At 61.5% G+C, this 26,147-nt stretch carries 22 protein-coding genes and 1 pseudogene; 14 read left to right on the plus strand and 9 right to left on the minus strand.

Features of this window, described 5'->3' with window-relative positions; genetic code table 11:
- Positions 1-505: 505 nt before the first annotated feature.
- Entirely contained in the window at positions 506-811 is a 306-nt protein-coding gene (locus GA829_RS03425) for a hypothetical protein (RefSeq protein WP_258052131.1), read from the minus strand.
- 717 nt (positions 812-1,528) lie between these two features.
- Between GA829_RS03425 and GA829_RS03430 the strand changes: the two genes are divergently transcribed.
- Together GA829_RS03430 and GA829_RS03435 are read left to right on the plus strand one after the other, a co-directional pair.
- Positions 1,529-1,717: a hypothetical protein gene (locus GA829_RS03430; protein ID WP_195177165.1), complete on the plus strand. Its 189-nt coding sequence runs from the start codon at positions 1,529-1,531 to the stop codon at positions 1,715-1,717.
- Between the two features lie 131 nt (positions 1,718-1,848).
- Positions 1,849-2,673 (plus strand): hypothetical protein, encoded by an 825-nt coding sequence (locus GA829_RS03435; RefSeq protein WP_195177166.1) that lies wholly within the window; start codon positions 1,849-1,851, stop codon positions 2,671-2,673.
- Here the strand turns inward: GA829_RS03435 and GA829_RS03440 are convergent.
- Positions 2,574-2,990, minus strand: a complete 417-nt coding sequence (locus GA829_RS03440) for a hypothetical protein (RefSeq protein WP_195177167.1) — start codon at positions 2,988-2,990, stop codon at positions 2,574-2,576. The genes GA829_RS03435 and GA829_RS03440 overlap by 100 nt on opposite strands.
- Entirely contained in the window at positions 2,942-3,334 is a 393-nt protein-coding gene (locus GA829_RS03445) for a hypothetical protein (protein WP_195177168.1), read from the minus strand. The genes GA829_RS03440 and GA829_RS03445 overlap by 49 nt, the downstream gene beginning before the upstream one ends.
- 95 nt (positions 3,335-3,429) lie before the next feature.
- Between GA829_RS03445 and GA829_RS03450 the strand changes: the two genes are divergently transcribed.
- The gene (locus GA829_RS03450) at positions 3,430-3,630 is read left to right on the plus strand and encodes a hypothetical protein (RefSeq protein ID WP_195177169.1); all 201 of its coding nucleotides are present in this window, start codon (positions 3,430-3,432) and stop codon (positions 3,628-3,630) included.
- A gap of 132 nt (positions 3,631-3,762) precedes the next feature.
- A pseudogene (locus tag GA829_RS37465) lies at positions 3,763-3,957 on the plus strand (integrase core domain-containing protein); the annotation flags it as partial.
- A gap of 472 nt (positions 3,958-4,429) precedes the next feature.
- Here GA829_RS37465 and GA829_RS03460 read toward each other — a convergent pair.
- Positions 4,430-5,776: a nucleotide sugar dehydrogenase gene (locus GA829_RS03460; protein ID WP_195177171.1), complete on the minus strand. Its 1,347-nt coding sequence runs from the start codon at positions 5,774-5,776 to the stop codon at positions 4,430-4,432.
- A 445-nt stretch (positions 5,777-6,221) separates the two neighbouring features.
- Between GA829_RS03460 and GA829_RS03465 the strand changes: the two genes are divergently transcribed.
- From GA829_RS03465 to GA829_RS37470, 4 genes are all read left to right on the plus strand, one after another.
- Positions 6,222-7,277: an NAD-dependent epimerase/dehydratase family protein gene (locus tag GA829_RS03465; RefSeq protein WP_195177172.1), complete on the plus strand. Its 1,056-nt coding sequence runs from the start codon at positions 6,222-6,224 to the stop codon at positions 7,275-7,277.
- Positions 7,274-8,551: a glycosyltransferase family 2 protein gene (locus GA829_RS03470; RefSeq protein ID WP_195177173.1), complete on the plus strand. Its 1,278-nt coding sequence runs from the start codon at positions 7,274-7,276 to the stop codon at positions 8,549-8,551. The genes GA829_RS03465 and GA829_RS03470 overlap by 4 nt, the downstream gene beginning before the upstream one ends.
- The gene (locus GA829_RS03475) at positions 8,548-11,355 is read left to right on the plus strand and encodes a DUF3131 domain-containing protein (protein ID WP_195177174.1); all 2,808 of its coding nucleotides are present in this window, start codon (positions 8,548-8,550) and stop codon (positions 11,353-11,355) included. The genes GA829_RS03470 and GA829_RS03475 overlap by 4 nt, the downstream gene beginning before the upstream one ends.
- A 246-nt stretch (positions 11,356-11,601) precedes the next feature.
- Positions 11,602-11,748, plus strand: coding sequence for a hypothetical protein (locus tag GA829_RS37470; protein WP_195177175.1), 147 nt, complete (start codon positions 11,602-11,604; stop codon positions 11,746-11,748).
- Positions 11,749-12,028: 280 nt separating this feature from the next.
- Here GA829_RS37470 and GA829_RS03485 read toward each other — a convergent pair whose 3' ends face one another.
- Positions 12,029-12,634 (minus strand): hypothetical protein, encoded by a 606-nt coding sequence (locus tag GA829_RS03485; RefSeq protein ID WP_195177176.1) that lies wholly within the window; start codon positions 12,632-12,634, stop codon positions 12,029-12,031.
- A gap of 415 nt (positions 12,635-13,049) precedes the next feature.
- On the opposite strand from GA829_RS03485, the gene istA reads away from it, so the two are divergent.
- From istA to GA829_RS03515, 6 genes are all read left to right on the plus strand, one after another.
- Complete coding sequence (istA, locus tag GA829_RS03490) at positions 13,050-14,579, plus strand: IS21 family transposase (protein WP_195179495.1); 1,530 nt, start codon at positions 13,050-13,052, stop codon at positions 14,577-14,579.
- Positions 14,569-15,381 (plus strand): IS21-like element helper ATPase IstB, encoded by an 813-nt coding sequence (gene istB / locus GA829_RS03495; protein WP_195177033.1) that lies wholly within the window; start codon positions 14,569-14,571, stop codon positions 15,379-15,381. The genes istA and istB overlap by 11 nt, the downstream gene beginning before the upstream one ends.
- A gap of 121 nt (positions 15,382-15,502) precedes the next feature.
- A complete protein-coding gene (locus tag GA829_RS03500; protein ID WP_195177177.1) occupies positions 15,503-16,528 on the plus strand; it encodes an SH3 domain-containing protein in 1,026 nt (341 codons plus the stop codon).
- 765 nt (positions 16,529-17,293) lie between these two features.
- Positions 17,294-18,589, plus strand: coding sequence for a sensor histidine kinase (locus GA829_RS03505; RefSeq protein ID WP_195177178.1), 1,296 nt, complete (start codon positions 17,294-17,296; stop codon positions 18,587-18,589).
- A gap of 230 nt (positions 18,590-18,819) precedes the next feature.
- On the plus strand, positions 18,820-19,848 hold the full coding sequence (locus GA829_RS03510) for a sugar ABC transporter substrate-binding protein (protein WP_258052132.1): 1,029 nt from the start codon (positions 18,820-18,822) through the stop codon (positions 19,846-19,848).
- 207 nt (positions 19,849-20,055) lie between these two features.
- Positions 20,056-20,874, plus strand: a complete 819-nt coding sequence (locus GA829_RS03515; RefSeq protein ID WP_195177180.1) for a class I SAM-dependent methyltransferase — start codon at positions 20,056-20,058, stop codon at positions 20,872-20,874.
- 45 nt (positions 20,875-20,919) lie between these two features.
- On the opposite strand, the gene GA829_RS03520 is transcribed toward GA829_RS03515, so the two are convergent.
- The 4 genes from GA829_RS03520 to GA829_RS03535 form a co-directional block, all read right to left on the minus strand.
- On the minus strand, positions 20,920-22,110 hold the full coding sequence (locus tag GA829_RS03520) for a carboxylate--amine ligase (protein WP_195177181.1): 1,191 nt from the start codon (positions 22,108-22,110) through the stop codon (positions 20,920-20,922).
- Between the two features lie 100 nt (positions 22,111-22,210).
- Positions 22,211-23,458: an NAD(P)-binding domain-containing protein gene (locus tag GA829_RS03525; protein ID WP_195177182.1), complete on the minus strand. Its 1,248-nt coding sequence runs from the start codon at positions 23,456-23,458 to the stop codon at positions 22,211-22,213.
- Between the two features lie 186 nt (positions 23,459-23,644).
- Entirely contained in the window at positions 23,645-24,433 is a 789-nt protein-coding gene (locus GA829_RS03530) for an FkbM family methyltransferase (protein WP_195177183.1), read from the minus strand.
- 2 nt (positions 24,434-24,435) lie between these two features.
- Positions 24,436-26,136: an AMP-binding protein gene (locus GA829_RS03535; RefSeq protein ID WP_195179509.1), complete on the minus strand. Its 1,701-nt coding sequence runs from the start codon at positions 26,134-26,136 to the stop codon at positions 24,436-24,438.
- Positions 26,137-26,147 lie beyond the last annotated feature (11 nt).

Raw genomic sequence — 26,147 nt, forward strand, 5'->3', positions numbered from 1 at the left:
AATAGGCACGCAACTCACCGTTGCCGCCGAGGTATAATTGCCCCCAGCAAAACCTTTTTGGCGCACCGGAATGGTGACCGGGCAAAAGCTATATTCTAATAACGGAATGATATCCGATAGTTGTTGAGACGTAGATAGAATGGCGGCGAGAGCGGGATTCGAACTGACTTAAAGGAGGGCTATAGCGTAGACGTAGTTCTCATCATCACCCGGCGCGGCGCGCCATTTTTATACTGCAAAAACAGTTGGTTAGCAAGGCCTTGTTTCTCTGCGACGAGGTCGGGGAACACGTGGCGGAAGCACCACGGAAGCAGTCGACAGGATGTTCGGGCTAGCTATAGGCCGGGCGCTATCCATTCAGGCGCCGGCTTTCCGTCAAACAAACCAGCGATCTCGGCGAGAGCTAAGCGTATGGCGGTGACGATGCTTTTTCACAACGGCCAGTTTCAACATGCCCACGTTAGAAAACTTGGCACCGTGCCAAGCTTTGGACAGCCTAGCGAGATTATAAAGCGGATTCGTTCGGCAGAGCATCCTCGTCCGCAAGCGCCCTAACGAGCTTACAAGCATCCTGCCAATAACGCGCTGCATCAGCCCGTGTCGAGACGTGGTCCGGCCGATAAGGAGGCAATTCGCCCGCAACGGCTTTGAGGTCGCGTAGCACCGAAGCAATATGCGGCCACGGGAAGTCAGTGGGGTCACCGATATCTCGATCTGCGCCGACGATCATCTCCAACTTGGCTATGACACCAGCGAGCGACGAAGCCGCCGCCTGGGGGATAATATCTTGAAGCTTTAGAGTTTCGGTCATCGCTAAGACCTCGGCCTCCCGCGCAATCGCATATCAGCAGCGATCGTCAAGGGATCTTCTTATGCAGCTCATAGAACTTCACTTCATTCATCCACAGCCCTGCTTTTGGTGGCCTTTGGCGATGGGGCGGAAACTCGGTCTATTGCGAAGGCAATCTACTAAGCGTCGCAGCAATTACCAAGGAAGGAATCGCGTGTCGGCGGTGCCGTGTTAGCCAACATGACGAAACTATCGGGCGATCAGTAAATGAGCAAAGACGCGGCAAGTGGTTCACCCGCGAGACAAAGGTGCCTGAGACCGGCTTTGGCCCGTGAAGGTAGAGGTCGTGCCGGCCAAACTGGCTGATATCCTGACGCGGAAGACCCCACTTTTTTCCGGCGTTCGGTAATGCCGAACAGCCCTGAGACAAACCTTTCGACCTGTCGTTCAATGCGACTGTTATGCGAACCGCGCGGGGTTCTTTGCCGGCACAAGCATTGCGCCAGGCGGCTACGTTCGGGAAGATATCGGGCACAGGTGCCAAGTCACCGGTTCGCCGGTCGAACATCAGGGAGGAAGAAATGGCTGGCCTTCGAATGAGCGCGATGAACGTCGGGCCGCTCAGTTGAGCGACGAATCTGTTGGTCGCTTTTGCGCCCGGCAATGTCGATGTACCGACCACTTCGGTGGTCCTCGAGCATCCCGGGCACGGAGTGGTTCTGTGGGACACAGGGATCAATGAAGCTGTCGCTGACCCCGACCGGGGAGACGATTACCGGGGTCCGGGTCTCCCTCCACCTCTCGCTGCAACGCCCACCACAACGAGCGTTGCTTCCGACGCATCAGGGCTGCTACAGCGTCTGGCGCGGCGCTTACGGCTCGATTGTTAAGGCCATCATGCGGTTGCCTGATGGGCGCTGGAAGTGAACCTTTATGATCACTGGCGGGATCGGGTGACAGGCCACGGCCGATCTGGCAGAGTGACGATATGAGGCCGGGCTGGTCTGTTCTTGTTTACTGCTCGGGAGGGGACTTTGTACGCTGGCGAGTCAGTGCGATTGCATGCCGGAATTTGGTTCAGGCTGTTTCGCGTCGTCGTGGCATTGCTGGGGCTTGCCCTTGTGCTCGACGGCTGCGCCAATCCCAAGGTCATCGAAAGCGCCGTGCCGCAGGCTGCCGCGCCGAAAGTCTCCACACCGAAGCCTGCCAAGCTAGCGGCTGCCTCACCAGCCGCGCCAAAGCCGGCGGCGTCCGTTGTAGCGTTCCAGCAGTCCTGCACCGCGCAATGGAAATCCCGCGGGCATACCACCCAGCCGGCGGCGCAGGCCTTCGCGAAAAACTGCCTTGCGGCGCAGGGCGCGGTGACGCGGATGGTCGATCATAAGACCGTGACGCGCAAGCTGGCTTACCTGATCGATGCCGAAAAGCCGCTGAGCGGTCTCGAGCCTTCCGACATAGGGGTTTTCTGCCCCGGCTATCTTCGCCAGGACCGCGGCGGTCGCGCCGTGTTCTGGCGCACGCTGCTTACCGACCTGGTCAGCGCTGAATCCGTCAACAGCAGCACCGCCGCCTATTGGGAAGAGGACCAAGACCAGTATTCGATCGGCCTGCTTCAATTGTCGCTTTCGGACGAGCAGAGATATCACTGCGGATTCAAGTCGGAGGTCGACGTCACCGATCCTGACCGCAACCTTGCCTGCGGCGTCAAGATCGTGACGATGCTGGTCGTCGCCGACGGAGCCCTGGGAGGCGGCGAGGGCACCGAGATGAAGGGCATCGGCGCCTACTGGCAGAATTTGCGCCGGCCTTCGGGAGTGCGCGGCAAGCTGATCGCCGCCACTCGCTCGATCCCGCAATGCGTGGCCGATCCGAGGAACGCGTAGAGGCGGGCGGCAGCTACTCCGGGCCAGCCGCAAGGTCGGCCGCCAGCGCGATAAACCCGAACGCGGCCCCTGCCCCACATACCGCATTCAGCCACCCCAGGCCAGGCAATGCCGGCAGGCAGCCAGCCGATCGCGCCGCCGAAGAAGAAGATGCCGAAGAACTGCCCGTTGATGCGGCCGCGCGCCTTTGGCCGCAGCAGTTTGGCGGCCCGGCGGCCCAGCGTCTGGTCGCCACTGACGCCTATATCGAGCAGCACGGCGCTGACGCTCATGAAAATGAGCGGCAGCTGTGCGGCGCCGGCGGCCGCGCCGGCCATGGGGCGAAGCCGAGCGCCGCGATCAGCACGAGATGGTAGAGGACCGTGGCCGACGCGTAAAACCGCGTTCGCCGGCGCGGCCGAAGATCGGCGTCACCGCCGCACCCCGGGGGCAACCAGACCGAACAGCGCAATGCCTTCTTGCCGAGATCAAAGGGCCAGGCCGAGAGGCGCAGCGCCAGCGCCGTCCCGAACACGCTAAAGGCCACCATTACCGGGCTCGCCGTGAAGGCGCGGCGGCTCAGCTTCAGCTCCTGACCCAGAAGTCCGATCAGCGAGGCAATGAGCTTCGAATAGCTCGCACGCGCCGGCGGCCGCCGCCTTGGCGGCGTCAGGCCGAGCAAGATAGCAAGTAGCGCCAGTGCCGTGGCGCTGATGCCGTAGAAGGCGCGCCAGCCGAAAGTCGGCGACGAGGCTGGCGATCGAACGCGAGAGCGGGATGTCGATCATCAGCTCGATGACGTGGCCGATGACGCGCCCTTTCTGTCGCGGCGCGCCGTCGGCGGCGACCGGTACCAGCACATGGATGCAGGAACAGGCGGCGCTTGTCGGCGACAAGCCGGTCAAACAGCGCTTCAAGCCGCTTTCGCTCGACGATGCAGGAGGCGACCACAGTCACCGCCGGAGCTTTCCTCGATGAAGTCGTCTCCTATAAAAATCCACACCGTGCTCGACAACGGCATCCAATTCGCCGACCTGCCCAAGAACCGGGATGGCCCGAACCGCGCGCTGGCGCGGCCACCCCGTCGACCGAACCTGCTGGAGGCACGGCATCGATCACCGTTTCACCAAGCCCAACCACCCATCGAGCAACGGCCAGGTCGAACGGATGAACCGGACCCTGAAGGAGGCCAACGTCCGGCAATATCACTATGAGACCCACGGACAACTTGAAAATCACCTTGCCGCCTTCGTCGAAGGATACAACTTTGCCACGCGGCTCAAGACCCTTCATGGCCTTACACCTTAAGAAGCTATCTGCACGGCGTGTGCCAACGGCCAGATCGCTTCCCATCGATGCGGTCCACTTGACCTTGAGACTGAACACCTAGTGTCTCAAGGGATGTTAGTGTCGTTGCGCCGTTCCCCAATGAGACTGCAAGATATGAGCCCCCGACGGTGTTCGACTCTCCGATGATCACCGAGCCGTCGCTGCTAACTGCACTGGCAGAGCTGCATTTCCGCCGAGTGTCCCGATCGACAGGCGATGTCGCGCCATTCTTCCAGGATGTCGCGTGATAGGGACCGTTCATGTCGCTGGACAGGCCTGCGATAATCATGCCGTCGGCACTGACTTGCCGGGGCGTCACTGTAGTCGTAGCCGGCCAGCACTTCCAAATCGGTTGGCGTGGTAGCGCCGTTGCGCCACGCTAGCGCAGCGCCGTCAGTGTCGTCCGGGGAGACGTCGGCGCCCGATTCCAGGCTGGTCAGTGAATGCTCTACGCTTTAACTACTCGGTCGCAGACGATGCCGTTGCGCTGCATGGCGTTGCGCGTGTCGATGATCAGCCGCGAATGATTCGCGAGCAGCCCATAATCGACTCCGTCGTGGTCGGTGACGATGACGACCGCGTCATAGGCCGCGATTGAGTCGCGGTTGAGGCGGATGCAATCCTTGCCGGCCAGCGTCGGGTGCTTGCGGGTCTTCGGTATGCGCGCGACGTGAGGGTCGTGATAGGCAATGTCCGCGGCCCTCGTTTCGAGCAGCTCGATCAGCTTCAGCGCGGGACTTTCGCGCACGTCCGCGACATTTTTCTTGTAAGCGACGCCGACGATCAGGATGGCCGCCTGGCTCAGCGGCAGGCCAAGCTGCGTGTCGAGGGCTTCCGACAGCTTCGACATGACATAGTGCGGCATCGAGACGTTGATCTCGCCGGCAAGCTCGATGAACTTGGTCGACACGTCGAACTCCCGCGACTTCCAGGTCAGGTAGAACGGATCGATCGGGATGCAATGGCCGCCGAGCCCCGGACCGGGGTAGAACGGCATATAGCCGAAAGGCTTCGTCTTTGCCGCCTCGATGACTTCCCAGATGTCTATCCCCATCGCGGAGTAAATCACCTTGAGCTCGTTGACCAGGGCGATGTTGACGGCGCGGAAGATGTTCTCCGTCAGCTTCACAACTTCGGCTACCTTGATGCTCGATACGGGCACTACCTTCTCGACGATCGCCCCATAGAACAGCGCCACCAGTTTCGCGGCGACCGGCCCGTCGCCGGCGACAACCTTCGGGATGGTGGCGGTTTCGAAGCCGATGCTGCCGGGGTCTTCGCGCTCGGGCGAATAGCCGAGAAAGAAATCTCTGCCCGATTTGTAGCCCGTCGCCTCCAGTATGGGCTTCATCACCTCGTCGGTCGTGCCGGGATAGGTGGTCGATTCCAGCACGACCAGCTGATGCTTGCGCAGATGGGCCGCGATGGCGCGCGTCGTTCCTTCCACGAAGGAAAGGTCGGGTTCGCGCTGCTTTGTCAGCGGCGTCGGGACGCAAATGGATATCACGTCGCATTCCTCGAGGGCCGCGAAATCCGATGTCGCGTGGAAAGACCCGTTTGCGCTGATGCTCTGCAGCGCATCGTCGGTCACAGCGCCGATATAGGACCGCCCGGCTTTCAGCCTCTCGATCTTGCTGTTGTCGATGTCGAAACCGATCACCCGAAAGCCGGCTCGCGCCGCCACCGCGGCGAGCGGCAGTCCGACATAGCCAAGCCCGATGATGCCGACCGTGGCTGTCCGTGACTCAAGTCTTGAATGAATTGTCGCGCCGCGAGTCTGCTCGACCAAAGCCATTGTTGCCTCCATCAGTGGCGCTGGCCCGGAGCCGGCGCGCCTCATTGCAAATGACGTGAATTACGGAACAGGACGTCTGTAGCCGGCGTCATACCCCCACGTTGCCGTGGATCGCTCTGCAACTCTCGTGCCACGAGGCTTCTGCTGTGGCCGAGCCTTGCCTGGAACCGGCAAAGACAAGGGGGGCGGTGGCCGGCGCGGATCAAGTTTCCGCGGATTGTCAAGCACGCTGCTTGTGCTGGTTTCGCACACAGCTGCTTCATTTCGGGCCAGGCTAAAAAATGAATCTCAAAAAAGGCAATGATTACAATGCAGTAATTAACCACTATTGTTTATCATATTATTAACTATCAGTTGCGTTGCCTGGGGAAATCCTCGTTTCATGCGGAAGGCGCACAATGAGGGAGTGCGGCTCCCTTCTGTTGCAAGCGAGGATTGTCGCTCGATGAGCATGAACAGCAATGAAGTCAGATGCCTTATCGCGGGCGGCGCGGGGTGTCTCGGGACCAATCTAGCCCGTCGCCTTCTCGACCAGGGCGCGCATGTCGATGTCGTCGACAATCTCTCCACCGGTCGCCAGGCGAATGTCGACCGGCTGTCGCGCCACCTGAACTTCGATTTCATCAAGATGGACATCACCGATCCGGCAATCTGCCGCCGGTTGCAGCGCAGTCGATACAGCCATGTCTACAATCTCGCCTGTCCCACGGGCGTTCCCAACATCAAGCGGCTGGGCGAGCAGATGCTCATGGCCTCATCCGCCGGAACGCTGAACCTGTTGAAGATCGCGCGCAGGTGCAAGGCGAAATACCTGTTCGCGAGCACCGCCGAGGCCTATGGCGACCCGGACGTCTTCCCGCAGCACGAGACTTATGTCGGGCGGGTCGATCCCGTCGGGCCGCGCAGCGCTTACGAGGAGGGCAAGCGCTTCGGCGAGGCGCTGACCCGGTTCTGGGGGGGCAAATACGGCGTCGAGGTGCGTATCGTGCGCATCTTCAACACCTATGGTCCCGCCATGTCGCCGAAGGACCAGCGCGTCATCCCGCAGATGTTGACTCGGCTTATCGCCGGCCAGCCCGTGCCGATCTATGGCGACGGGACGCAGACGCGCACCTTTCTCCACGTCGACGATCTCGTGAGCGGACTTCTCATCGTAGTCGACAAGGGCGTCAGCGGCGAGGTTTACAATGTCGGCGGCGACGAACAGATCACGGTGCGCGACCTCTTCGCCGCGTTGAAAAAGGCGACCGGCCTTGCCGGCGAGGCAGTTTTTCGCGACCATTTCATCGACGATCACCGCGGCCGTTGGCCGGATACGACCAAGTTGCAGGCCCTCGGCTGGCGGCCGAGCATCTCGTTGGAAGCAGGCATCCGCCAGAGCTATCAGGACCTGCTTCGCTCGCTGGGCATCAAGCAGGCTGGCGCCGCCGTCGGCCCCGCGCACAGGAGGGACGGCAGCGCGCCGGCCTCGGGCGATCGGTCGCGACCCGCCTCGCCATGAGCACGACGGCCGCCCTCAACCTGATCATGATGGTGCTCAGCGCGTCGCTGGGCGTCAACATCGCGTTCTGGTGCACGGTCGGGCTGCTGCGCTTCATCGCCGAGCTCGGCAGCCGCAAAGCCGCCGCCGGTCCCCGCTCCATCGGGGTCGCCGAAGTCGCGGTGGTCATCCCCGCGCACAACGAAGAAATCGCGCTTCCCAAATGCATTGCCGCGCTCAAGGCGATCATCCCGGCCCGGCAGATCTATGTCGCCAGCGACGGATCGAAGGACGCCACGGTTTCCATCGCCCGGGGTCTGGGCTGCAGGGCTCTTGATATCCGGCCCAACGGGGGCAAGGCCAAAGCCATTGACCGGGCCATCAAGCACTATCGCCTTTGCGAGCGGTACAAGGCCGTGCTGATCCAGGATGCCGACTCCGAGATCTACCCGGATTATTTCGACCACGCTCTTCCCTTGTTCGACGATCCGGGTGTCTGCGTCGTCGCGGGCCATGTCCTGTCGCGCTGGCGCGATCAGCGGCTGCCGCGGCTAGATATGCTCTTTGCCGCCTACAGGACGCGCCTCTACAGGATCCTGCAGACGGCTTTCCAGTATGGCCAGTCCTGGAAATGGACCAGCGTGACCTATATCGCGCCGGGCTTTGCAAGCATGTACCGCACCCAGGCCCTGACGCAGATCGACATCACGGCCCCCGGGCTTGTCATAGAAGATTTCAATATGACCTTCGAGGTGCAGCGCAAAGGCCTGGGCCGCGTCGCCTATACGCCGAAAGCCCGGTGTTCGTCGGAAGATCCGTTCAACCTCTCCGACTACCGCAAGCAGGTGCAACGCTGGTATCTCGGCTTCTGGCAGACGGTGCGCCGGCACGGGGTCTGGCCAAGCCGTTTCTGGCTTTCGCTCGGCGGCTTGCTGGCCGAACTGCTCGTCATATCGATTTTCGCCCTCACTCTGCCCTTGGCTACCATCGCCTATCTGACGACAGGCTTCGAAATCCCCGCAATCTCGATCGGCCAATTGGCGATACGACCGGTCTCGCCGGTCATCCTGCTGGCTCTGTTCCTCGCCGTCGACTATGCGCTTACCGTAGTCGTCGCGATCATCGAGCGGCGGCCGAGCCTAATGCTCTACGGCATCGCCTTTCCGGCCATCCGGCTTCTCGACGCCGCGCTTTTCCTGCGCGCCCTCGTCAAATCCTTCTCCGCCAAATCCGATGGCCGCTGGGTCAGTCCGGCGCGCTACGCGATCCCCGACGCCGACAGGAGGCATGCATGAACATAAGCCGGCGTTCGCTTCTTCTCGGCGGCATCAGCATTCCGCTTCTGGCCGTTGCCGGTCGCGGTGTCGCCGCGGCCGCCGCGCGCCTGCCCAATCCGCTGATGGTGATCGTCAGCGGCGTCGGCGCCCGCGCCGACACAGGCAAGCTTGGAGCTGTCGCAGACGCCTTCTCGTCCGCCGGCCTGCCGATCGCCATGACCATCAGGATGACCGGCGATGCCGCCGACATCCCGGGCTACAACTCGGGCCTCGCCAGGTGGATCAGGCAGTCCGTGGAACTGGCCCCGAACGCCATCGAATTCGGGATCCATGCCACGGAAATCGCCCTGGCCGATCCCTATCTTCAGGCGCGGCAAGCGGGCGAGATGCAGGCCGCATTCTCGCACATGATCAATGCGTTCGACCGTTACAAGTCGACCGCCGTCATCACCGCGCTGACGCTGACCACCAATCAGCCGCTGCAATCGCCCCAGGACGCCGCGGCGATGCGGTCGGCCGGCATCCGCACCGTCATTCGGCTTGCGGGCGGTCAGGACGACAAGGCCGGCGTGAAGCCTTCGGATGGGGGCTACTGGATGACCAACACCGGCCTTGTGAATACCGTCGCCTCGGCGCGAACCTCCGCCACATCGGGCAATGCAACGACCGTCCTCACGGCGCCGGCCTTGCTTGCGCAGAACATCACGGCTCTTGCCGCCAACATCGACCCGATCATCGTTGAAATTTCCTTTGACGCGCTTGCCGGTCTGTCAAATGCTGACGCGGCCGACTACGCGGCCGGTGTTGCCATGGCGGTGCTTGCGGCCACTTCGTCCGGTGCCGCGCGTGTCCTGACACCGCAGAAGCTCTATACGCAGAGCCGCGCCGCCAACCGGCGCTACATCGTGGTCAGGGTGGATGATTTGCGCCTCGACAGCGACACCGACCCGAGCCACATGGCCTTCGTGCGTGGCCTCATCGAAGCCGGCTACCCGCTCACCAACGCCATCATCCCGGCCCCCAAGGCGGGCCTGCTGTCGGCGGACGAGACCAGCAAGACCTTTCTGCGATCGACGCTCGGGGACCTGCGCTACGATATCGCGGGCCATGGCTGGCATCATACGCCGTCCGAGCTGCTCGGAAACTCGCTCGCGAAGGATGTCGACCTCATCAGGGATTGCATGAGCGAGATCTACCGCTCCACCGGCACGCTGCCGCTGACCTATATCCCGCCGAACGACGATTTCGACGACAACACGCTCGATGCCGTGGCCGGCACGGGAACGCCGATGTTCGCCGCCGAGAAAGGCACGCTCCGCTGGTTCAACGGCCTCGACAGGCGCGGCATCCTGCATGTGTCCAATACCGTCAAGTTCGAAGCCGCCTGGACTGGCGACCTTCCCTATTTCTCCCAGGAACAGGTTTTCGATTTTCTCGGAGACGACAACGATGCGGTCTTCTGCATCCACCCGGACACCGCCAAAACCCCCGAGAAGAAGCAGGTGATACTCGATTCCATCACCCGGATGGCCGGCTTGCCGGGTACGACGCTGGTCAATTTTGCGCAGTATTACAAAGCCGTCTGCCCGCCCATGCCGAAGGTGGATCGCATCAGGCAAGCCCGTGTCGATGTGTCGGTGAAGGATTGGAGAAAGCCCGAACCGCATCAGCTGGAAGAAGAAGCGCTGAGAGCCGATGCCGAGCTGGCCTGGACCTATTTCGACTGGGGCGCAAAGCACTACAACGGCATGGCGCCTGCCACATCCTGGATCGAATCCGGCAAGCAGACCGGATATCCGTTCATCACCATGTGGGATATCGGGTCGCATATCCTGGCGGCGGTTTCAGCCCAGCGCCTGCGCATCATCGACCAGACCCAGTTCGAGACAATGATAGATCGTATCCTCGCCTTCCTCGGCGAGGGTGATTTCAGGTTTGCCGGAGCGAAGCTGCCAAATACGGAGCGGCGGCTCAGCGCCAAGGGCGGCGAGCGCGACGGCTTCGACAGTGCCGATACCGGGCGCCTGCTGGTGGCGCTCAAGATCCTGGACAGCTACACGGCCGGCGCCTTCCCGGTGTTCAAGCTGGTGCAGCACTGGTCGTTCGGCTCCGTCCTCAAGGACGGCGAGATGCATGTGGTCAGCGACAGCGGCAGGATTTCGTCGGGACAATACAACAGCTATGCCGGCTATGCGGGCCGCGGATACAGCCTCTGGGGCGAGGCGGTAGCGCCGGTCTTCACCACCGCGGACCCGAGCAACGACATGGACGCCGCCCTCGCGACCATCGTGGAGGTCCAGAAGCGCGGCCGCATCGCGACCGAGCCTCATGTGACCGAAGAGATCGAGCTGGGCGCGTCGCCGCATGGGCGCCTCATCGCGGATATCCTCTACGCCGCCCAGATGAAACGCTTCCAGGAAACCGGCATCCTGACCTGCGTTTCCGAAACCGCCATGGCCGGGCCTCCCTATTTCACCTATCAGGGCTACCAGTTGATCAACGACGGCGGCACGTTCCCGGTCGACACGTTGAAGACTTCAGCGCCCGACAAGGCGGCAAAGCTTTCCGACTCGCTGCGGCTGGTAAACTCCAAGGGCGCTTATCTGTGGCTCGCGGCGCGGCCGGGCGACTACGCGCAAAAGCTCGTGGCCTATGTCAGGGAGCGCGCCAGGATGAAAGGAATGGGTTTTTCCGCCGGAGTGTCCGAGCGTACCGGGAAGCGCATCGAGGTCACCGACATCAACACCAACGGCATCATCCTGGAGTCCGTCGCCTATACACTCGGTGGCCGCAAACCGCTGATTTCGCGCGCCGAGGCCTGAACCCCGCGGCATCTGGCGAGGAAGCATCGCGCCGCCGGGCGGTTGCGTTACTTGATGCCAACGCAACGGCGATCGCGGCAGGCCGTGGTATGTTGCAGTTGCTGGATCAATTGGCCATTGACAGGCGTCTTTGCTAAGCCCATGCAGCGCGCGTCTAGACGTGGCGGCCAAGATTGTTCGCGGGGTCGAGTACCAAAAGGCCGAAGGGCGGTCGGCATCGTCGATCGTTCCTCGAGGCTCATCCATATGCCACAGGCTACCGCGACGTCGATCGCCCAGCGCATCGTGGCACTGAGGCGGCACGGTTGGACCGGCATTCACATCGACGTAGCCGTCGGCGTCTCGTCCGCCACCCTCAGGCGATTCTCAAGCGTGCCGGGCTGTCGCGGCTGAGCGACATCAGCCAGCGAGCCGCGCTGCAACGCTTGGGCGCACCGTACGACGCGGCCGCCTTCCCGCCGTTCTTGCCTTCGGACGAGGCGGCCTACGTGACGGGCAGCCAATAGCCACTGAGGCACGGTGGCGGGCTAAGAAGGTTGGAGCCCAACCCCTCCGGCTCCGTATTCTGGGGAAAGACGGAGCCGGCGCACTAAATTGGATGAGGTGGAAATGTTCCAGCGCAAACAAAAGCCCGTCAAATTCAGGCGGCGGGCCCTGATTACATACTTTGGCTTCAGCGGCGAGCGATCAGCAGGCAGAGTTGGCGCAGGTCGCGGTCATAGGTGCCTTCGCTGCTGAGCACATCGGCGCAGCGCTTCTTCTTGCGCGCCACCTTGCTGTCCGACATCTGGGCCACGATGCCGGGCAGGCTAGGATGGCTGGGATTGCTGGGGTTGGACGGATTGCTCGGATTTGACGGATTGCTGGGGTTGGTGCCACCGCCGATACCCACACCGACACCGCTGGTGCCGCCGACATTGGCGCCGAGCCCAGCCGTCACACCGCCGGCGCCACCGACATTGGCGCCTGCCCCGGCATTGATGCCGTTGCTGCCGCCGACCGAAGCACCGAGCCCGGCGCTGACGCCGCTCGATCCACCGATGTTGGCACCGGCGCCGGCGTTGACACCGCCGCTACCACCAACCGAAGCACCGGCCCCCACCCCGACACCACCTGATCCGCCAATTGACGCGCCAACACCAGCGTTTACACCGCTGCTGCCGCCGATGGAGGCGCCAGCGCCTACTCCAATTCCGCCTGCGTTCACGGGAAGAGTAATTGCAAGGACGAATGCACTGCTAGCCAGAGCTCTGGCGAAGATATGCACGAAAGAATTCATGTCACTCTCCTGTTGCATTGACTCGACAGCTAATTTAGCTGTGCTGAAATTACGCACTCGGCCGGTTATCAGTTTCCTAACTTGGTGATTGCTCTGCTCGGATGATTTCTTCTTTGTAGAAGCCATTCGCATTTTTTTAAGAAATCTTACCGCGACCTATACGGCTCGTGATCAAGTCCCTCCCTGCTCCCAGGAGCGAACAGGGCGCGAAGTCATGGTGCGCTGGGGATCATCTGGCGTTAGCTTCGTTGCACGTCAGGGCGCCGGCACTTTGCGGCGTAAATCTTCAATCTAGCGCTTCATTGTTGATTGCCACTGAGAACTGACCCGGCAACCCAGGATATTTCCACCGAGAATTGACCCATGTTTGACCCTTACCCTGCGTTTTTTCAGCGGGGATTACGGAGTGATCGACATGGCATTATTGAGCGTGATCCGACGCTGGCATTATCGAGAACATTTATCGATCCGAGAGATTAGCCGCAGGACCGGCCTGTCTCGGAATACGGTGCGCAAATATCTACGGGTGGACGAGGTGGAGCCGAAGTTCAAGGCTCCAGAGCGGCCGAGCAGGCTTGACGCATTTGCCGACCGCTTGTCAGCCTGGCTGAGGACGGAGGCCAACAAGAACCGCAAACAGAAACGCACGATCAAGCAGCTTCATGCCGATCTGCTGAGCCTTGGCTATGAGGGGTCATACGGTCGTGTTGCGGCTTTCGCTCGGGAGTGGAAGGCTGATCTGCAGAGGGAATTACAAACGACTGGACGCGGGACATTCGTGCCGCTTTCGTTCGATCCTGGTGAAGCGTTCCAGTTCGACTGGTCCGAGGACTGGGCGATCATCGGCCATGAACGCACCAAGCTGCAGGTGGCGCATACCAAGCTCAGCTACTCCAGGGCCTTTATCGTCCGGGCCTATCTGTTGCAGACGCATGAGATGCTGTTCGACGCCCATAATCATGCCTTCCGTGTCTTTGGCGGCGTTCCCCGGCGCGGCATCTACGACAATATGCGCACAGCGATCGACAAGGTCGGCCACGGCAAGGAGCGCGACGTCAATGTCCGCTTCATGGCCATGGCCAGCCACTACCTCTACGAGCCTGAGTTCTGCAATCCGGCCTCTGGCTGGGAGAAGGGACAGGTCGAGAAGAATGTGCAGGATGCGCGTCACCGGTTCTTTCAACCGATTCCACGCTTTCCATCCCTGGAAGCCCTGAACGACTGGCTGGAGCTTCGATGCCAAGAGTTTTGGCACAAGACCCCGCATGGAAAAATGCGCGGCACCATTGCCGATATCTGGGCCGAGGAAGCCCAGGCTCTCATGCCGGCGTCCCGTCTCTTCGACGGCTTTGTCGAATACACCAAGCGGGTCTCTCCAACCTGCCTCGTGCATCTGGAGCGCAACCGCTACAGCGTTCCGGCGTCGTTTGCCAATCGGCCCGTGAGCCTTCGGGTCTATCCAGATCGTGTCGTTGTCGCCGCGGAGGGGCTAATCGTGTGCGAGCATCGCCGCATCATCGATCGATCGCATGATCGGCCCGGACAGACGGTCTATGACTGGCGGCACTATCTCGCGGTCGTACAGCGCAAGCCAGGCGCCCTCCGCAACGGAGCACCGTTTGCTGAACTTCCCGATGCATTCAGGAATTTGCAGCAGCATTTGCTCAAGAAGCCGGGCGGCGATCGCGAGATGGTCGAGATCCTGGCACTTGTCCTGCAACACGACGAGCAGGCCGTGCTCCTGGCCGTGGAGATGGCGTTGGAAGCCGGTGTTCCAACCAAGACCCATGTGCTCAACCTTCTCCATCGGCTCGTCGACGGCAAATCGCTCACGCCCCCGACCATCAGCGCCCCCCAGGCTTTGACGCTCACCAATGAGCCGAAAGCAAATGTCGAACGCTACGATGCTTTGAGGAAGGCCCTGGAGGTGCGCCATGCGTCATAACCCTGCCAGCGGCGCAATCGTCATCATGCTCCGGAGCCTGAAGATGCACGGCATGGCGCAAGCTGTGGGCGAACTCACCGAACAGGGAGCGCCAGCGTTTGAAGCCGCCATTCCGATCCTTTCGCAACTGCTCAAGGCCGAGACGGCGGAACGCGAGGTCAGATCGACAGCCTATCAGCTCAAGATCGCACGCTTTCCAGCCTATCGCGATCTCAACGGCTTTGACTTCGCCAGCAGCGAGATCAACGAGGCACTCGTGCGGCAGCTTCATCGTTGCGAGTTCGTCGATGAGGCCCACAACATTGTGCTGGTCGGCGGCCCCGGCACAGGCAAGACCCATATTGCCACCGCGCTTGGCGTGCAGGCCATCGAGCATCATCACAAGCGGGTTCGCTTCTTCTCGACGGTCGAACTGGTCAATGCGCTGGAACAGGAGAAAGCTCAGGGGAGATCCGGCCAGATCGCCAATCGCCTCGTGCATTCCGATCTCGTGATCTTGGACGAACTTGGCTATCTGCCGTTCAGTGCATCAGGTGGAGCATTGCTCTTCCATCTGCTGAGCAAACTCTACGAGCGCACCAGCGTCATCATCACAACAAACCTCAGCTTCAGCGAGTGGGCGAGTGTCTTCGGCGACGCCAAGATGACAACCGCCCTTCTCGACAGGCTCACCCATCATTGCCACATCCTGGAAACCGGAAACGACAGCTTCCGCTTCAAGAACAGCTCCGCACACGAACCCAAAAAAGCGAAGGAGAAAGCCAGAACCTTGACCCTCAACCCCGAACCGAAACATACATGAGAGGCGGGTCAAATCTCGGTGGAAATGCCGGGTCAGTTCTCAGTGAAAATCAACAGCGAGGCAAACTGACGGCGGACTCCACTACATTTTTGTAACGGGCGATTTTGCATATCAGGACGATTTGTCGGCCTTCGATGCACTGGCGCGATCCAGTGCCGCAGTCGCCGTCACGTTCCAATCGCCGGGCGGCAATATTCAAAAAGCGATCGATCTTGGACGGCTTATTCGTAGACTAGGCCTCAGCACGATCCAGTTTCGGGCTGTTGAATGTGCTTCGGCCTGCTCACTGGCGTTCCTCGGGGGCGTCCTGCGATTTGCGGAGCCAGGGTCCATTGGCGTTCATAAGTCATCATTTAGCGGGGATTTGGCGCTAAACACCGAGGACGCCGTATCTGGCATCCAACAGATGACCGCCGACACCATAACCTATATGATCGAAATGGGCGTAGACCCAGCACTGCTCCAGCTTTCCCTCCAATATGACAGCGACGACATACGGTATCTCTCCAAGAGCGAGATGGAGCGATACAGGGTCGTCACGCCGGCGCCTGGAGCGGCTGGCCAACAGGCTGCCGATCAAACACCATCTCCGCCCGCATCGCCTCAAGCGCCGTCTCCGCCACAAGTCGCATCTTCGTCGCCGTCACCCGACAATCCATCACTTGCCATTCCTGCAGCTCACTCCGGCCGCATCGGTCATCGGAAGGGGTCCGCTCCCATTAAGGCACAGCCGGATGGAAAGTCGGCAAGTATAGCAGTGCTGAGAAACGGGAGCGCCGTCGCCATTCTCGGAAACAGCGGTCGCTGGTATCGAGTCCAGTCGGGAAATCAGGTCGGTTATATGCACGATACCTGGGTCCACGTTGACCAGTACGACAGCGGGCCTTTTGGCCAGTTCCATGTCCAGGTCAAAAGTTTCGACAATCTCGCCGAAGCCGAATCTTACGTTCGCTCGGCACCTGTACCACTCTCGGCATACCTCGTTACCAACGGCTGGTTCGCAATCACCCTTAGAGACACTTTTGCAGAGCCAATGGCAAAAAGCCTCGCCGACGAAATGAAAGCTAGAGGTGCCATCCCGACTGACGCGTACTCGACCAACGGCAACACCTATGTTCGCAAGGTCTGCTGTAACCAGGTGCCCTGAAGTATTGGCGATTCGATCGATTAGCCGAACGAAAACGTGAAGGGCTTGCCGCCAAGTGTTCCTGAGCCTGTGCCGCGAGTGCCCGTCGAGACGAACGTGAAGGGTCCGCTCTTGCCGTCGCTGCATGTGAACGTGCCGCTACCCTCGCGGTTGGTCGTATATACGAAGTCACCTTTGCAAGTGCGGCCCCGATTACTCACAATCGATAGCGTTCCAGCTCCGTCGATTTGACCCGTTGCAGACCCAGTGAAGGTCTCCGACCCATCGCCTGATTGGCCTTTTACAGGAAGTGTCATCGCACAACCGCTAATTGTCAGCATCGCCGCCATAGCTACGCAGGCATTCCGCATAAATTCGTCCCCCAGAATCCGCAGGGACCTTTGCACCGAAACAATAGGCACGCAACCCACCGTTGCCGCCAAGGTATAATTGCCCCCAGCAAAACTTTTTGGGGCACCGGAATGGTGACCGGGCAAAAGCTATATTCTAAAAACGGAATGATATCCGATAGTTATTGAGACGTAGATAGAATGGCGGCAAAAGCGGGATTCGAACTGACTTAAAGGAGGGCTATAGCGTAGACGTAGTTCTCATCATCACCTGGCACGGCGCGCCAGTGCCGTCGGACCGACAAATCCGTTCGGCTTCACACATCACTTTACGAGATGATGGCGCGGGCGCTGAAAATCGGGCAGGAATGCGCCGATGCCCGTATCCAGCCGCAACCTTGTCCGATTCACATCCGCGTCACTGCTGATAGGATTCTTGGCCCTGACGGCTATCGTGGCCACGAACTTCTGGCTGGGCCAACGAGCACAATCCTATTTCGATGACGCGATCGCGGCCCGCGACACCCGGGTGGCGGCCGTTGAGTTGAGAAATGCGATGCAGACAGCGGAGGCGAGCGAGCGCGGCTTCGTCATTACCGGCAACGAGATCTACCTCGGTCCTTACCAAACGGCGAAGGCCCAGGCACAACGCCATATGCAGGCGCTGCAAACCTTGCTGACGGCCTACCCCAATTCCGAATCCACATTGCAGAGGCTGTCGGCGATCATTGCCACGAAATTCGATGAGCTTGACCAGACGATAGCCCTCAAGCGCGACCAACGCGACGCCGAGATATTGGCGATGTTCCGCACCAACCGAGGCAAGGCCCTGACCGACGAAGCCAATGTGTTCTTCTCGGGGATCATCGGGCGAGCGGATGACCGGCTGACATCCGGCGTTGCCGAGCAGCGTGCCAATAGCGGGTGGCTGCGGCTCGTCTCCGCGATCGGCGGGCTGGTTATCGTCGCCGTGGTTGCGGGCGCGGCCTATGGCGCCGCCCGCTACACAAGGGAACTTCGCGAGACGCGTGACGAGGTCAACGAACTCAACAGCGCGCTGGAACAGCGCGTTGCCACGCGCACGCAGGATCTGGCAAAGGCGCGCGACCGGGCAGAAGTGTTGCTGTCGGAAGTCAACCACAGGGTTGCAAACAGCCTGGCCCTTGTCTCGTCGCTGGTGAACCTCCAGTCGAAAGCCGTCGCGGACCGTGCTTCCAAGGATGCGCTCGCCGAGACGCAGGACCGCATCTTCGCGATCTCGCTGGTGCACCGGCGGCTGTACGGCTCGTCCGATGTCCGCTCCGTTGCCCTCGATGAATACTTGACCGGATTGCTCGATCACCTGAGGACCTCGCTGCGCAGCCAGATCCATGGCGTGAGCTTGTCCTATGAAATCGACCCGATCGAGCTTGAGACGGATACGAGCATCAACCTCGGCGTGGTCGTTACCGAACTCGTCACAAACGCCTTCAAGTATGCCTATCCGGATGGCGTCGGAGAGATCCGTGTCCGGCTCGCCAAGCTGACGGACGAGCAAGCGGAACTGGTGGTGGAGGACGACGGCGTCGGAAGAGCCGAGGGTGCGCCCGCGAAGGGAACCGGGGTCGGCGGCAGGATCATCAACGCCATGTGCGTCAGCCTGGGCGCCAAGATGGAGTATAGAAATCTCGCACCCGGAACCGCTGCTCATTTGGTGTTTTCGACAAAACCCCGGCGTGCTACCGGCGCATAGTCGACCGCGATCGCAGGTGAAAAACCGGCTGCAACGTGACAACAATGGCTGACGCGATCGTCGTCACCACTTGGCGGTCGATGTCGGAGGGATAAAACGTGTCTGGTCCAGATAGAATTATGCCCCGGCGGCGGGTTGGTTCAGCGCTGGCGCTATTTATGATTGTCAGCGCGAGCGGTCTCACGCTCGCGAGCGCGCAGAGCGGACCAGCCGGCGTTACGCAGCGGACCGTGTTTGCCGCCTTCGATCCGAATGCCCCCTCTTGCAGCGCTCCACCAGATCTCAAAAAAGTCCTGGCGTATGTGCAGGAAAACGACCGCGATTTCTTGCAAGGTGTCGATCATGGCCTGTCCTTGGCCGCGAAGAATCGCGGCTTGGAGTATCGAAGAATCCTGGCTGAAAATGATGTGGGGAAGGCGATATCCGAGGTTCAATCTCTCGTTGCCGGGAAGGCTGGCGCCATGGTCGCAACCTCTCCAGACCCGGCTGCCTTCAGCCCCTCGCTTCAGCAGGCAATCTGGTCAGGAGCATTCGTTGGTACGATCGTGCCTCCGCCTGCGACGTTGCTGCTCAATGCTCCGCAATATCGGACGGGCAAGGTGCTGACCGACGCCGCCATCGCGCATATCAAGACCAGGCTTGGCGGGAAGGCCAAGGTTGTGCTTTTGACCCAGGACACAATGGAGTTTCTGGCGCCCCGTTTCGCGGCCATGCGCGATGGCCTGAATGCGATGCCGGGCGTGACGATCGTCGCCGATATCGCGCCGAAGCCGGTTACCAAGCAGGGCGGGTTTGCCACCATGCAGACCATCCTTCTTGCCAACCCGGATGTAGACGTTGTGCTCGGTGGCGATGCCGTGGTGCTTGGCGCACTCGAAGCATTGCGCGCGGCGGGCAAGGACCGCCCCGACCAGTTCCTCGGCGGAATTGACGGCGAGGCGGAGGCGGTTTCCGAGATCAGGAAAGCGACCAGCCCTTACAAGGCGAGCATTTCTCTATCCTCGCCCGTCTTCGGATACGCCATGGGTCAGTTCGCGGCCGACTGGCTCGAAGGAAAAAGCATTCCGCAAGCGATGGACATTCTTCCGATAGCGCTGACGAGCGTCAATCTCGCGCAGTACGAGGCAGATCTGATTGACCCAGCTTCCGTTTACGCGGACCCTGTGCGCCGAGACGCCTACCTCAAGATGTATGGCAACATCTGCTATGACAGCCGCGACCAGTATGTGAATTTCCCATGGTCGTCGGAGCAGAAATAGCTGGCCGGTGCGGCAGGCCGACATTCGCTTCATTCGACCGAAACTGAAATGAGATTTTAAAGACAAAGAATGAGACAATATATGGCATCTCACGCCTGCCGTTACCGGCAGGGGCCATTCTAGGGCCAACTGCGGTCGCACCGCCGTCCGATAGCGAGGAGAAATCCTGCCACATCATCCCGACCGCCTGACTGGAGCTTCTCCGCAATGGACCGTGACACGCCCCGCCCCGACCTTCAGGACCGCTCGACGGGCCGCTTCGGGCGGGCGCTTGATCTTGTCCGGCAGCGTGGCATTCTCGAGCCGTTTCGGCTTGTCCGCCGGCACGGCATTGGCGAGAGCAGCCGTTTTGTCGCCCGCAACATCCGTTACCTCATCGCCGACCGGCTGGCCCGCAAATGGGACCGCGACAATGGGGTCGATACGGCGGGGTCGATACGGCTCGACGGGCTCGATGTCGTCGGCCCGCATCGGGACGAGGGCAATGAGTGCGTCTGCACATCGCCAAAATCCTTCGCCTTCATCATGAACAGCCTGCCGGCCGATCTCGGCGACTATACATTCATCGACATCGGCTCGGGAAAATCACGCACGCTGCTGCTTGCCTCGCATTATCCGTTCGCGTCGATTGTCGGCGTCGAGTTCGCGCGGGAGCTGGTCGCGATCGCAAAGCGCAACATCGAGCGCTACAAGAGCCCGGCGCAGAAATGCCGTGCGCTCAGCGTTGTCGAGGCCGATGCCGCCGCCTATGAATTTCCTGAGACACCGCTGCTGGTCTATTTCTACAATCCGTTTTCCAAGGATGTGTTCGATGTCGTGCTGAGCAACCTCGTGGCATCGCTGGCGCGGCACCGGCGGCGCTGCTTTGTCGTCTATGGCAGTTCGAGCCACAGCGCCATCGACTGGGCTCGGCCGGCGATCCGCGACACCGGGGTTTTCGAGCGGCTCGTTACGCCGCCGATGCCGCATTTTCTCGATGCGGTTCGGACCATCGACTACGCGGCTTTCGAATATCGGCCTTCCTAACAAGGCGGATGTCGATCATGGCTTGATGGCAGCGTCGACGGAACCTCAGCGCCGGCTAATGATCTTTTTCAACAGCCGCTTTGTCAGCACCCGCCAGGCCGTCAGCGGCAGGTCGATCAGGCCCGGCAGCGGATCGTTCCACGCAAACGCCGCCCAGGACCTGACCGACGCGAAAGACCTGAGATAGGCCATGAGGCCGAGGCCGCCGCGCAGCATCAGCCGCATCGATGAAATCGCGTCGCGGGCAAGGTACATCCAGGCCGTGCCGAGGCGCGGCGCGGACGCCGAACTGGCCCGGCCGTTCGCCGTCTCCCACAGCATGCCACCCAAGTCGACGCCGGCCGACGCGCAAAGCCCGAACCAGGACCAGGGGCGCGGATTGACGTCGAGCAGTTTCAGCGTGCCGTCGCGGCTGTCGTGCTTGAACTCGACCTCGACCAGCCCGCTGTGGCCGATCGACGCCAGCAAGGCGCGGGCAGCGATGACGGCGCGGGGCTCGTCGACAACCTCTACGAAGGTGCTGGTGTAGCCGAAGTCGACCGGAAACTGCCTGGTGCGGCGCACCGTGAACTCGGCGACCGGCTTGCCTTCGCTCCAAAGTGCGGCATAGGAGAACTGGCTTTCGCCGCCGCCTGGAATGAGTTCCTGCACGACGACATTCTCGCCGCCGATCTGGCCGGCGGCATCGCGATAGGCGGACAGGAAGGACGCCGCGTCATCGGCCCGGACAACCTTGGCCTTGGCAATGCGGCTGTTGCCGCCGCCCATGTGCGGCTTCAAAACCACGGGGAAGGTCAGTTCCGGGATATCAGCCTGATCGAGCGACGGCGCGATGTCATAGGTCTTGGGAATGGCCAGCCCCAGGTCCGCCGCCCGCTTGTAGAGAAGCGGCTTGTCGCAGGCCCATTGCAGCGCATCCCAGCCCGGCAGAACTATTCTGTAGATGGACGAAAGCGCGGCAAGGTTTTCGGAAACCAGACGCACCTCGGGGTCGGAGGCCGGGACAAGAAGCCATCCCTGCAACTGGTGTGTCTGTGCGGCCTCAAGCAGAAAGGCCAGCGCGTTATCATCACGCGTGCCAGGCCATCGGATCGTCGTGCCGACACATCGCGACCAGCCCGGCAGCGGGGAATCGTTGGTGATATAGGCGACAGGCACTTTTTGGGCGCCGAGGCTGCGCGCCAGCGCGAGCGACCCGTGTGCGCCACCCAGCAGCACTGCACCTGAACTCCCCAAGCCTCCGTCCTCACGTGTTGCTCGCAAGGTCGAAGCACCTTGCATTTCATTTCATTGGCCATTGCCTGACCGAGCGGGCCGCGAGACCCGCCGGTGAAGCCTAGTGGGATTTGGCCGACATCGAGGCCGCGCTCAGTTTCACCGTCGCGCGTTGCCCGGTCCTGCTTCTTGCGCGCTGGATGAGGCGGGTGACGCTGCGCGCCGCGTAGGGCGTGCCGGCAGTGAAGCGCATCAACGGACCAAAGCTCGCGACAGCGCTGGCGCCAACGAAATGCAAGCCGGGAATGCTCGATTCCAGCCCCGTCGAGAGTATTGGCATGCCGTTCTGGCGGGTGATCGTCTCAAGGAATTCAGGCGCGAAGAGTCCGAGCTTGCCGATGTCGATGCGGTAGCCGGTGGCCAGCAGGACGTGATCGAAAGTCGAAGCCCCCTGGTCGAATTTCAATTCGATGCGGGACCCTTTGGCGGTCGCAGCAACAATCGTGCGGCCGGCGTTGACCGGAATGCCCTGGAAATCCGGCAGCAGCCAGGCCGTTGCGCCGGCCTTGAGGCCCTTGGTGTTGACCCAGTCGCGCGTCGCCACTGGCAACCCATGCACGAGGCCGGGAGCCTCGATCATCCAGGACACAGGGAACGGGCCGACCCGCGAGGGTGACGCCAGCAGCCCCGAGATGGTGCCACGCAAGCTTTGGCCGCCGCTTTTGGACGGTTCGCCTAGCCAGTGAATGTCGCCCCGGCAGACCAGTTCGACGTCCGCCCCGGCCTTTCTCAGCATGACTGCGGACTCGCAAGCGCTTTGCCCGCGCCCGATCACGGCGACACGCTTGCCGCGATAGGCCTCGAATCCGGTGTGATCGCTGGTGTGGCTGACCAATTCGGGAGGCAGGCCGTTGAACACGGCCGGCACCAGCTGCTGGTTCTTCAGGCCCATGGCAACGACGACGCGGCCCGCATGAACGGCATCGCCATCGGCGAGGTTGAGGCGAAATCCGGCGCCCGTCTTTTCGACACGGCGCACCATGCGTGTATCGAGATCGGGAAGCGCCTTGGCCTGAACCCACAATCCGTAGTCGACGAAATTCTCCAGCATCAACGGCTCCCGAAGCGCCACCTGCTGGCCATAGGAATCAAGCGACAGGGGGCCATCCGGGTTGCCGATATAGGTGGCCCGCCAGGGCGAGCGCAGCCGCATGCCCCTCGGCATGTTGTCGCGCCAGAAGCCCATCGGGCTGCCGAAGGCCCGGACGTCGACCTCGGCGGCCCTCAGGCCCGAGGCAACGCCCAGCCCGAAGGGCCCGGCGCCGATAACGGCCACTTCGCAGTCATTCGTTCTTGTCGAAGCGGTCAAGGCCTTGTCCTCCTGGTGCCGCCGGAACCCTTGATAAAACCAGGGTTGAAGCTCGTTTTCAGCACCTTTCCTAGTCTCGCCGGGGTTAAGATTGCGAAAATAGACTGTATCGGGATTGATGAAATCAGGCGGTATGCGTGAAGTTGCCGGAAGTTGTTCGGCATGGTCATTCGCGCGCCGTGAAGATCACGTCGAAAGCCCGCCTTTTGCGTCAATGGGTAACAGGGCGACGTTGATGTGGTCCTGTTGCTCGCCATACGGCCAGGCGGTCAATTCGCGGCTGATCCCGCCATCCCAGCCAATCTCGTGAACGCGGTAGTCCATCGCCCGCAGATATGAGAGATAGGCATCGATGCCGATGCCCGAGATTTGCAGCAGCAGGCGTGGCCGAAGTTCGGACAGGATGATGGGCCTGTCCTGCGTCAGGATGCGTCTGGCGCCGTCGAAGACGAGTTTCTCGGCGCCTTCAACGTCGATCTTGATGAAATCGACCGGCGATTGGACGACCGCGTCAAGTGTCCGCACGGTGGTTGCCTGGTAGCGGAAGGTTTCCGGTTCAGGTGCATCCAGAACGCCTCGGGGTGACAGATGCGTGCTGCCCGGATTGTCGTCGTTTGCCCGCCAGCGCAATTGATGCCGGCCCTCGGCGGAGCCGAGCGCATAAGCGTGAACGGTGACATTGGCCAGGTTGTTGGCCGCCACCGTCCTGCACAGATGGTGATGAATATCCTCGCGCGGCTCGAACGCTACGATGGTGCCGGTCTCGCCAACCAGATGCGCCAGATGCACCGTATACCAGCCAAGGTTGGCGCCGATGTCGACGGCAGTCATTCCCGGTTTGACCGTGGCGCGCACGAAGGCGGTCTCGCGGCATTCCCAGTCGCCGCTCACTATGCCGCGCGACACATAAAGATCCTCTGGATTGATCCAGAAACGGGTGCCGTCCTCGCGTTCGGCCAGGGTGTAAGCCGGCATTTCTACGTCAGTCCGAGTTCGGCCATCATCGTCTCGCGCATCTTGAATTTCTGCGCCTTGCCGGTCACCGTCATTGGCAGTTCGGCGACGAAGCGGACATGGCGCGGCACCTTGTAGTGGGCGATCTGGTCGCGGCAGAAGGCACGCACTTCGTCCTCGGTCGCCGTCTGGCCGGCCTTGAGCACGATCCAGGCGCAGATCTCCTCGCCATATTTCTCGTCCGGCACGCCGAACACCTGCACCTGCTCGACCTTGGGGTTGCGGTAAAGAAACTCCTCGACCTCGCGCGGATAAACGTTCTCGCCGCCACGGATCAGCATGTCCTTGACGCGGCCGACGATGTTGCAGAAGCCTTCGGCGTCGATGGTGGCAAGGTCGCCGGTGTGCATCCAGCCGGCCGGATCAACCGACTGTTTGGTCAGCTCCTCTTCACCCCAATAGCCGCGCATGACGGAATAGCCGCGCGTGCAGAGTTCCCCGGCGATGCCGACGGGCACGGTGGCGCCGGCTTCATCGACCAGCTTGACCTCGACATGCGGATGGACCCTGCCGACGGTCGAAACGCGGCGGTCTATCGGGTCGTCGACATTGCTCTGGAAGGAAACCGGGCTGGTCTCGGTCATGCCGTAGGCGATGGTCACCTGGCTCATGCTCATGTCGGAGACGACGCGCTTCATCACCTCGATCGGGCATGGCGCCCCAGCCATGACGCCGGTGCGCAGGCTGGTGAGGTCGAACTCGGCGAAGCGGGCATGTTCGAGCATGGCCACGAACATTGTCGGCACGCCATAAAGCGCCGTGCAGCGCTCGCGGGCCACCGCTTCGAGCACGCCTTCCGCTTCGAACCCCTCGCCGGGGAAAACCATGGTTGCGCCCTGGGCGACGGCGCCCATGACGCCCATCACCATGCCGAAGCAGTGGTAGAGCGGCACCGGGATGGCCAGCCGGTCGTGCTCGCCAAGCCGCATCGTGCCGGTCACGAAGCGGGCGTTGTTGACGATGTTGCGATGGGTCAGCGTCGCGCCCTTCGGGGTGCCGGTGGTGCCGCTGGTGAACTGGATGTTGATCGGATCCTGCAACGACAGGCCGGCGGTGACGGCATCGAGCTTCAGCCGATGGCTGGCCGTGCCCATCGACTGGACATCGCCGAAGCGGAACAGGCCCGGCATGTAGCCATAGCCCATGCCGATGACGACGCGCAGATGCGGCAGCCGCTGCGCCGTGAGATGCCCGGGGGCCGCGCTGTCCAGCTCCGGAGCGAGAGACCGCAGCATGCCGAGATAGTCGCTGGTCTTGAACGCACGGGCCAGCACCAGCGCCTTGCAGCCAACCTTGTTCAGCGCGTATTCGAGCTCGGCGACGCGGTAAGCCGGGTTGATGTTGACCAGGATAGCGCCAATGCGCGCCGTGGCGAATTGCGTCACCACCCATTCCGCACGGTTGGGCGACCAGATGCCGACCCGGTCGCCCGTGCTTATGCCTGCGGCGAGCAGGCCGGCCGCGAACTCGTCAACACGGCGGTCGAAGTCCTGATAGGTCCAGCGAATGTTCTGCTGGCCAAACACCACTGCTTCGCGCTGGCCATGACGGGCAACCGTCTGCTTGAGCAGTTGCGGGATGGTCAGTTCCCAGAGCGGAATGTCGCGGTCGCCGCTGACATGCGACGTGCCGTCGGCGGGCACACGCTTGCTCCTGGCTGGCATGGACGCGTGCC

This window comes from Mesorhizobium sp. INR15 (assembly GCF_015500075.1).
Taxonomy (GTDB): Bacteria; Pseudomonadota; Alphaproteobacteria; order Rhizobiales; family Rhizobiaceae; genus Mesorhizobium.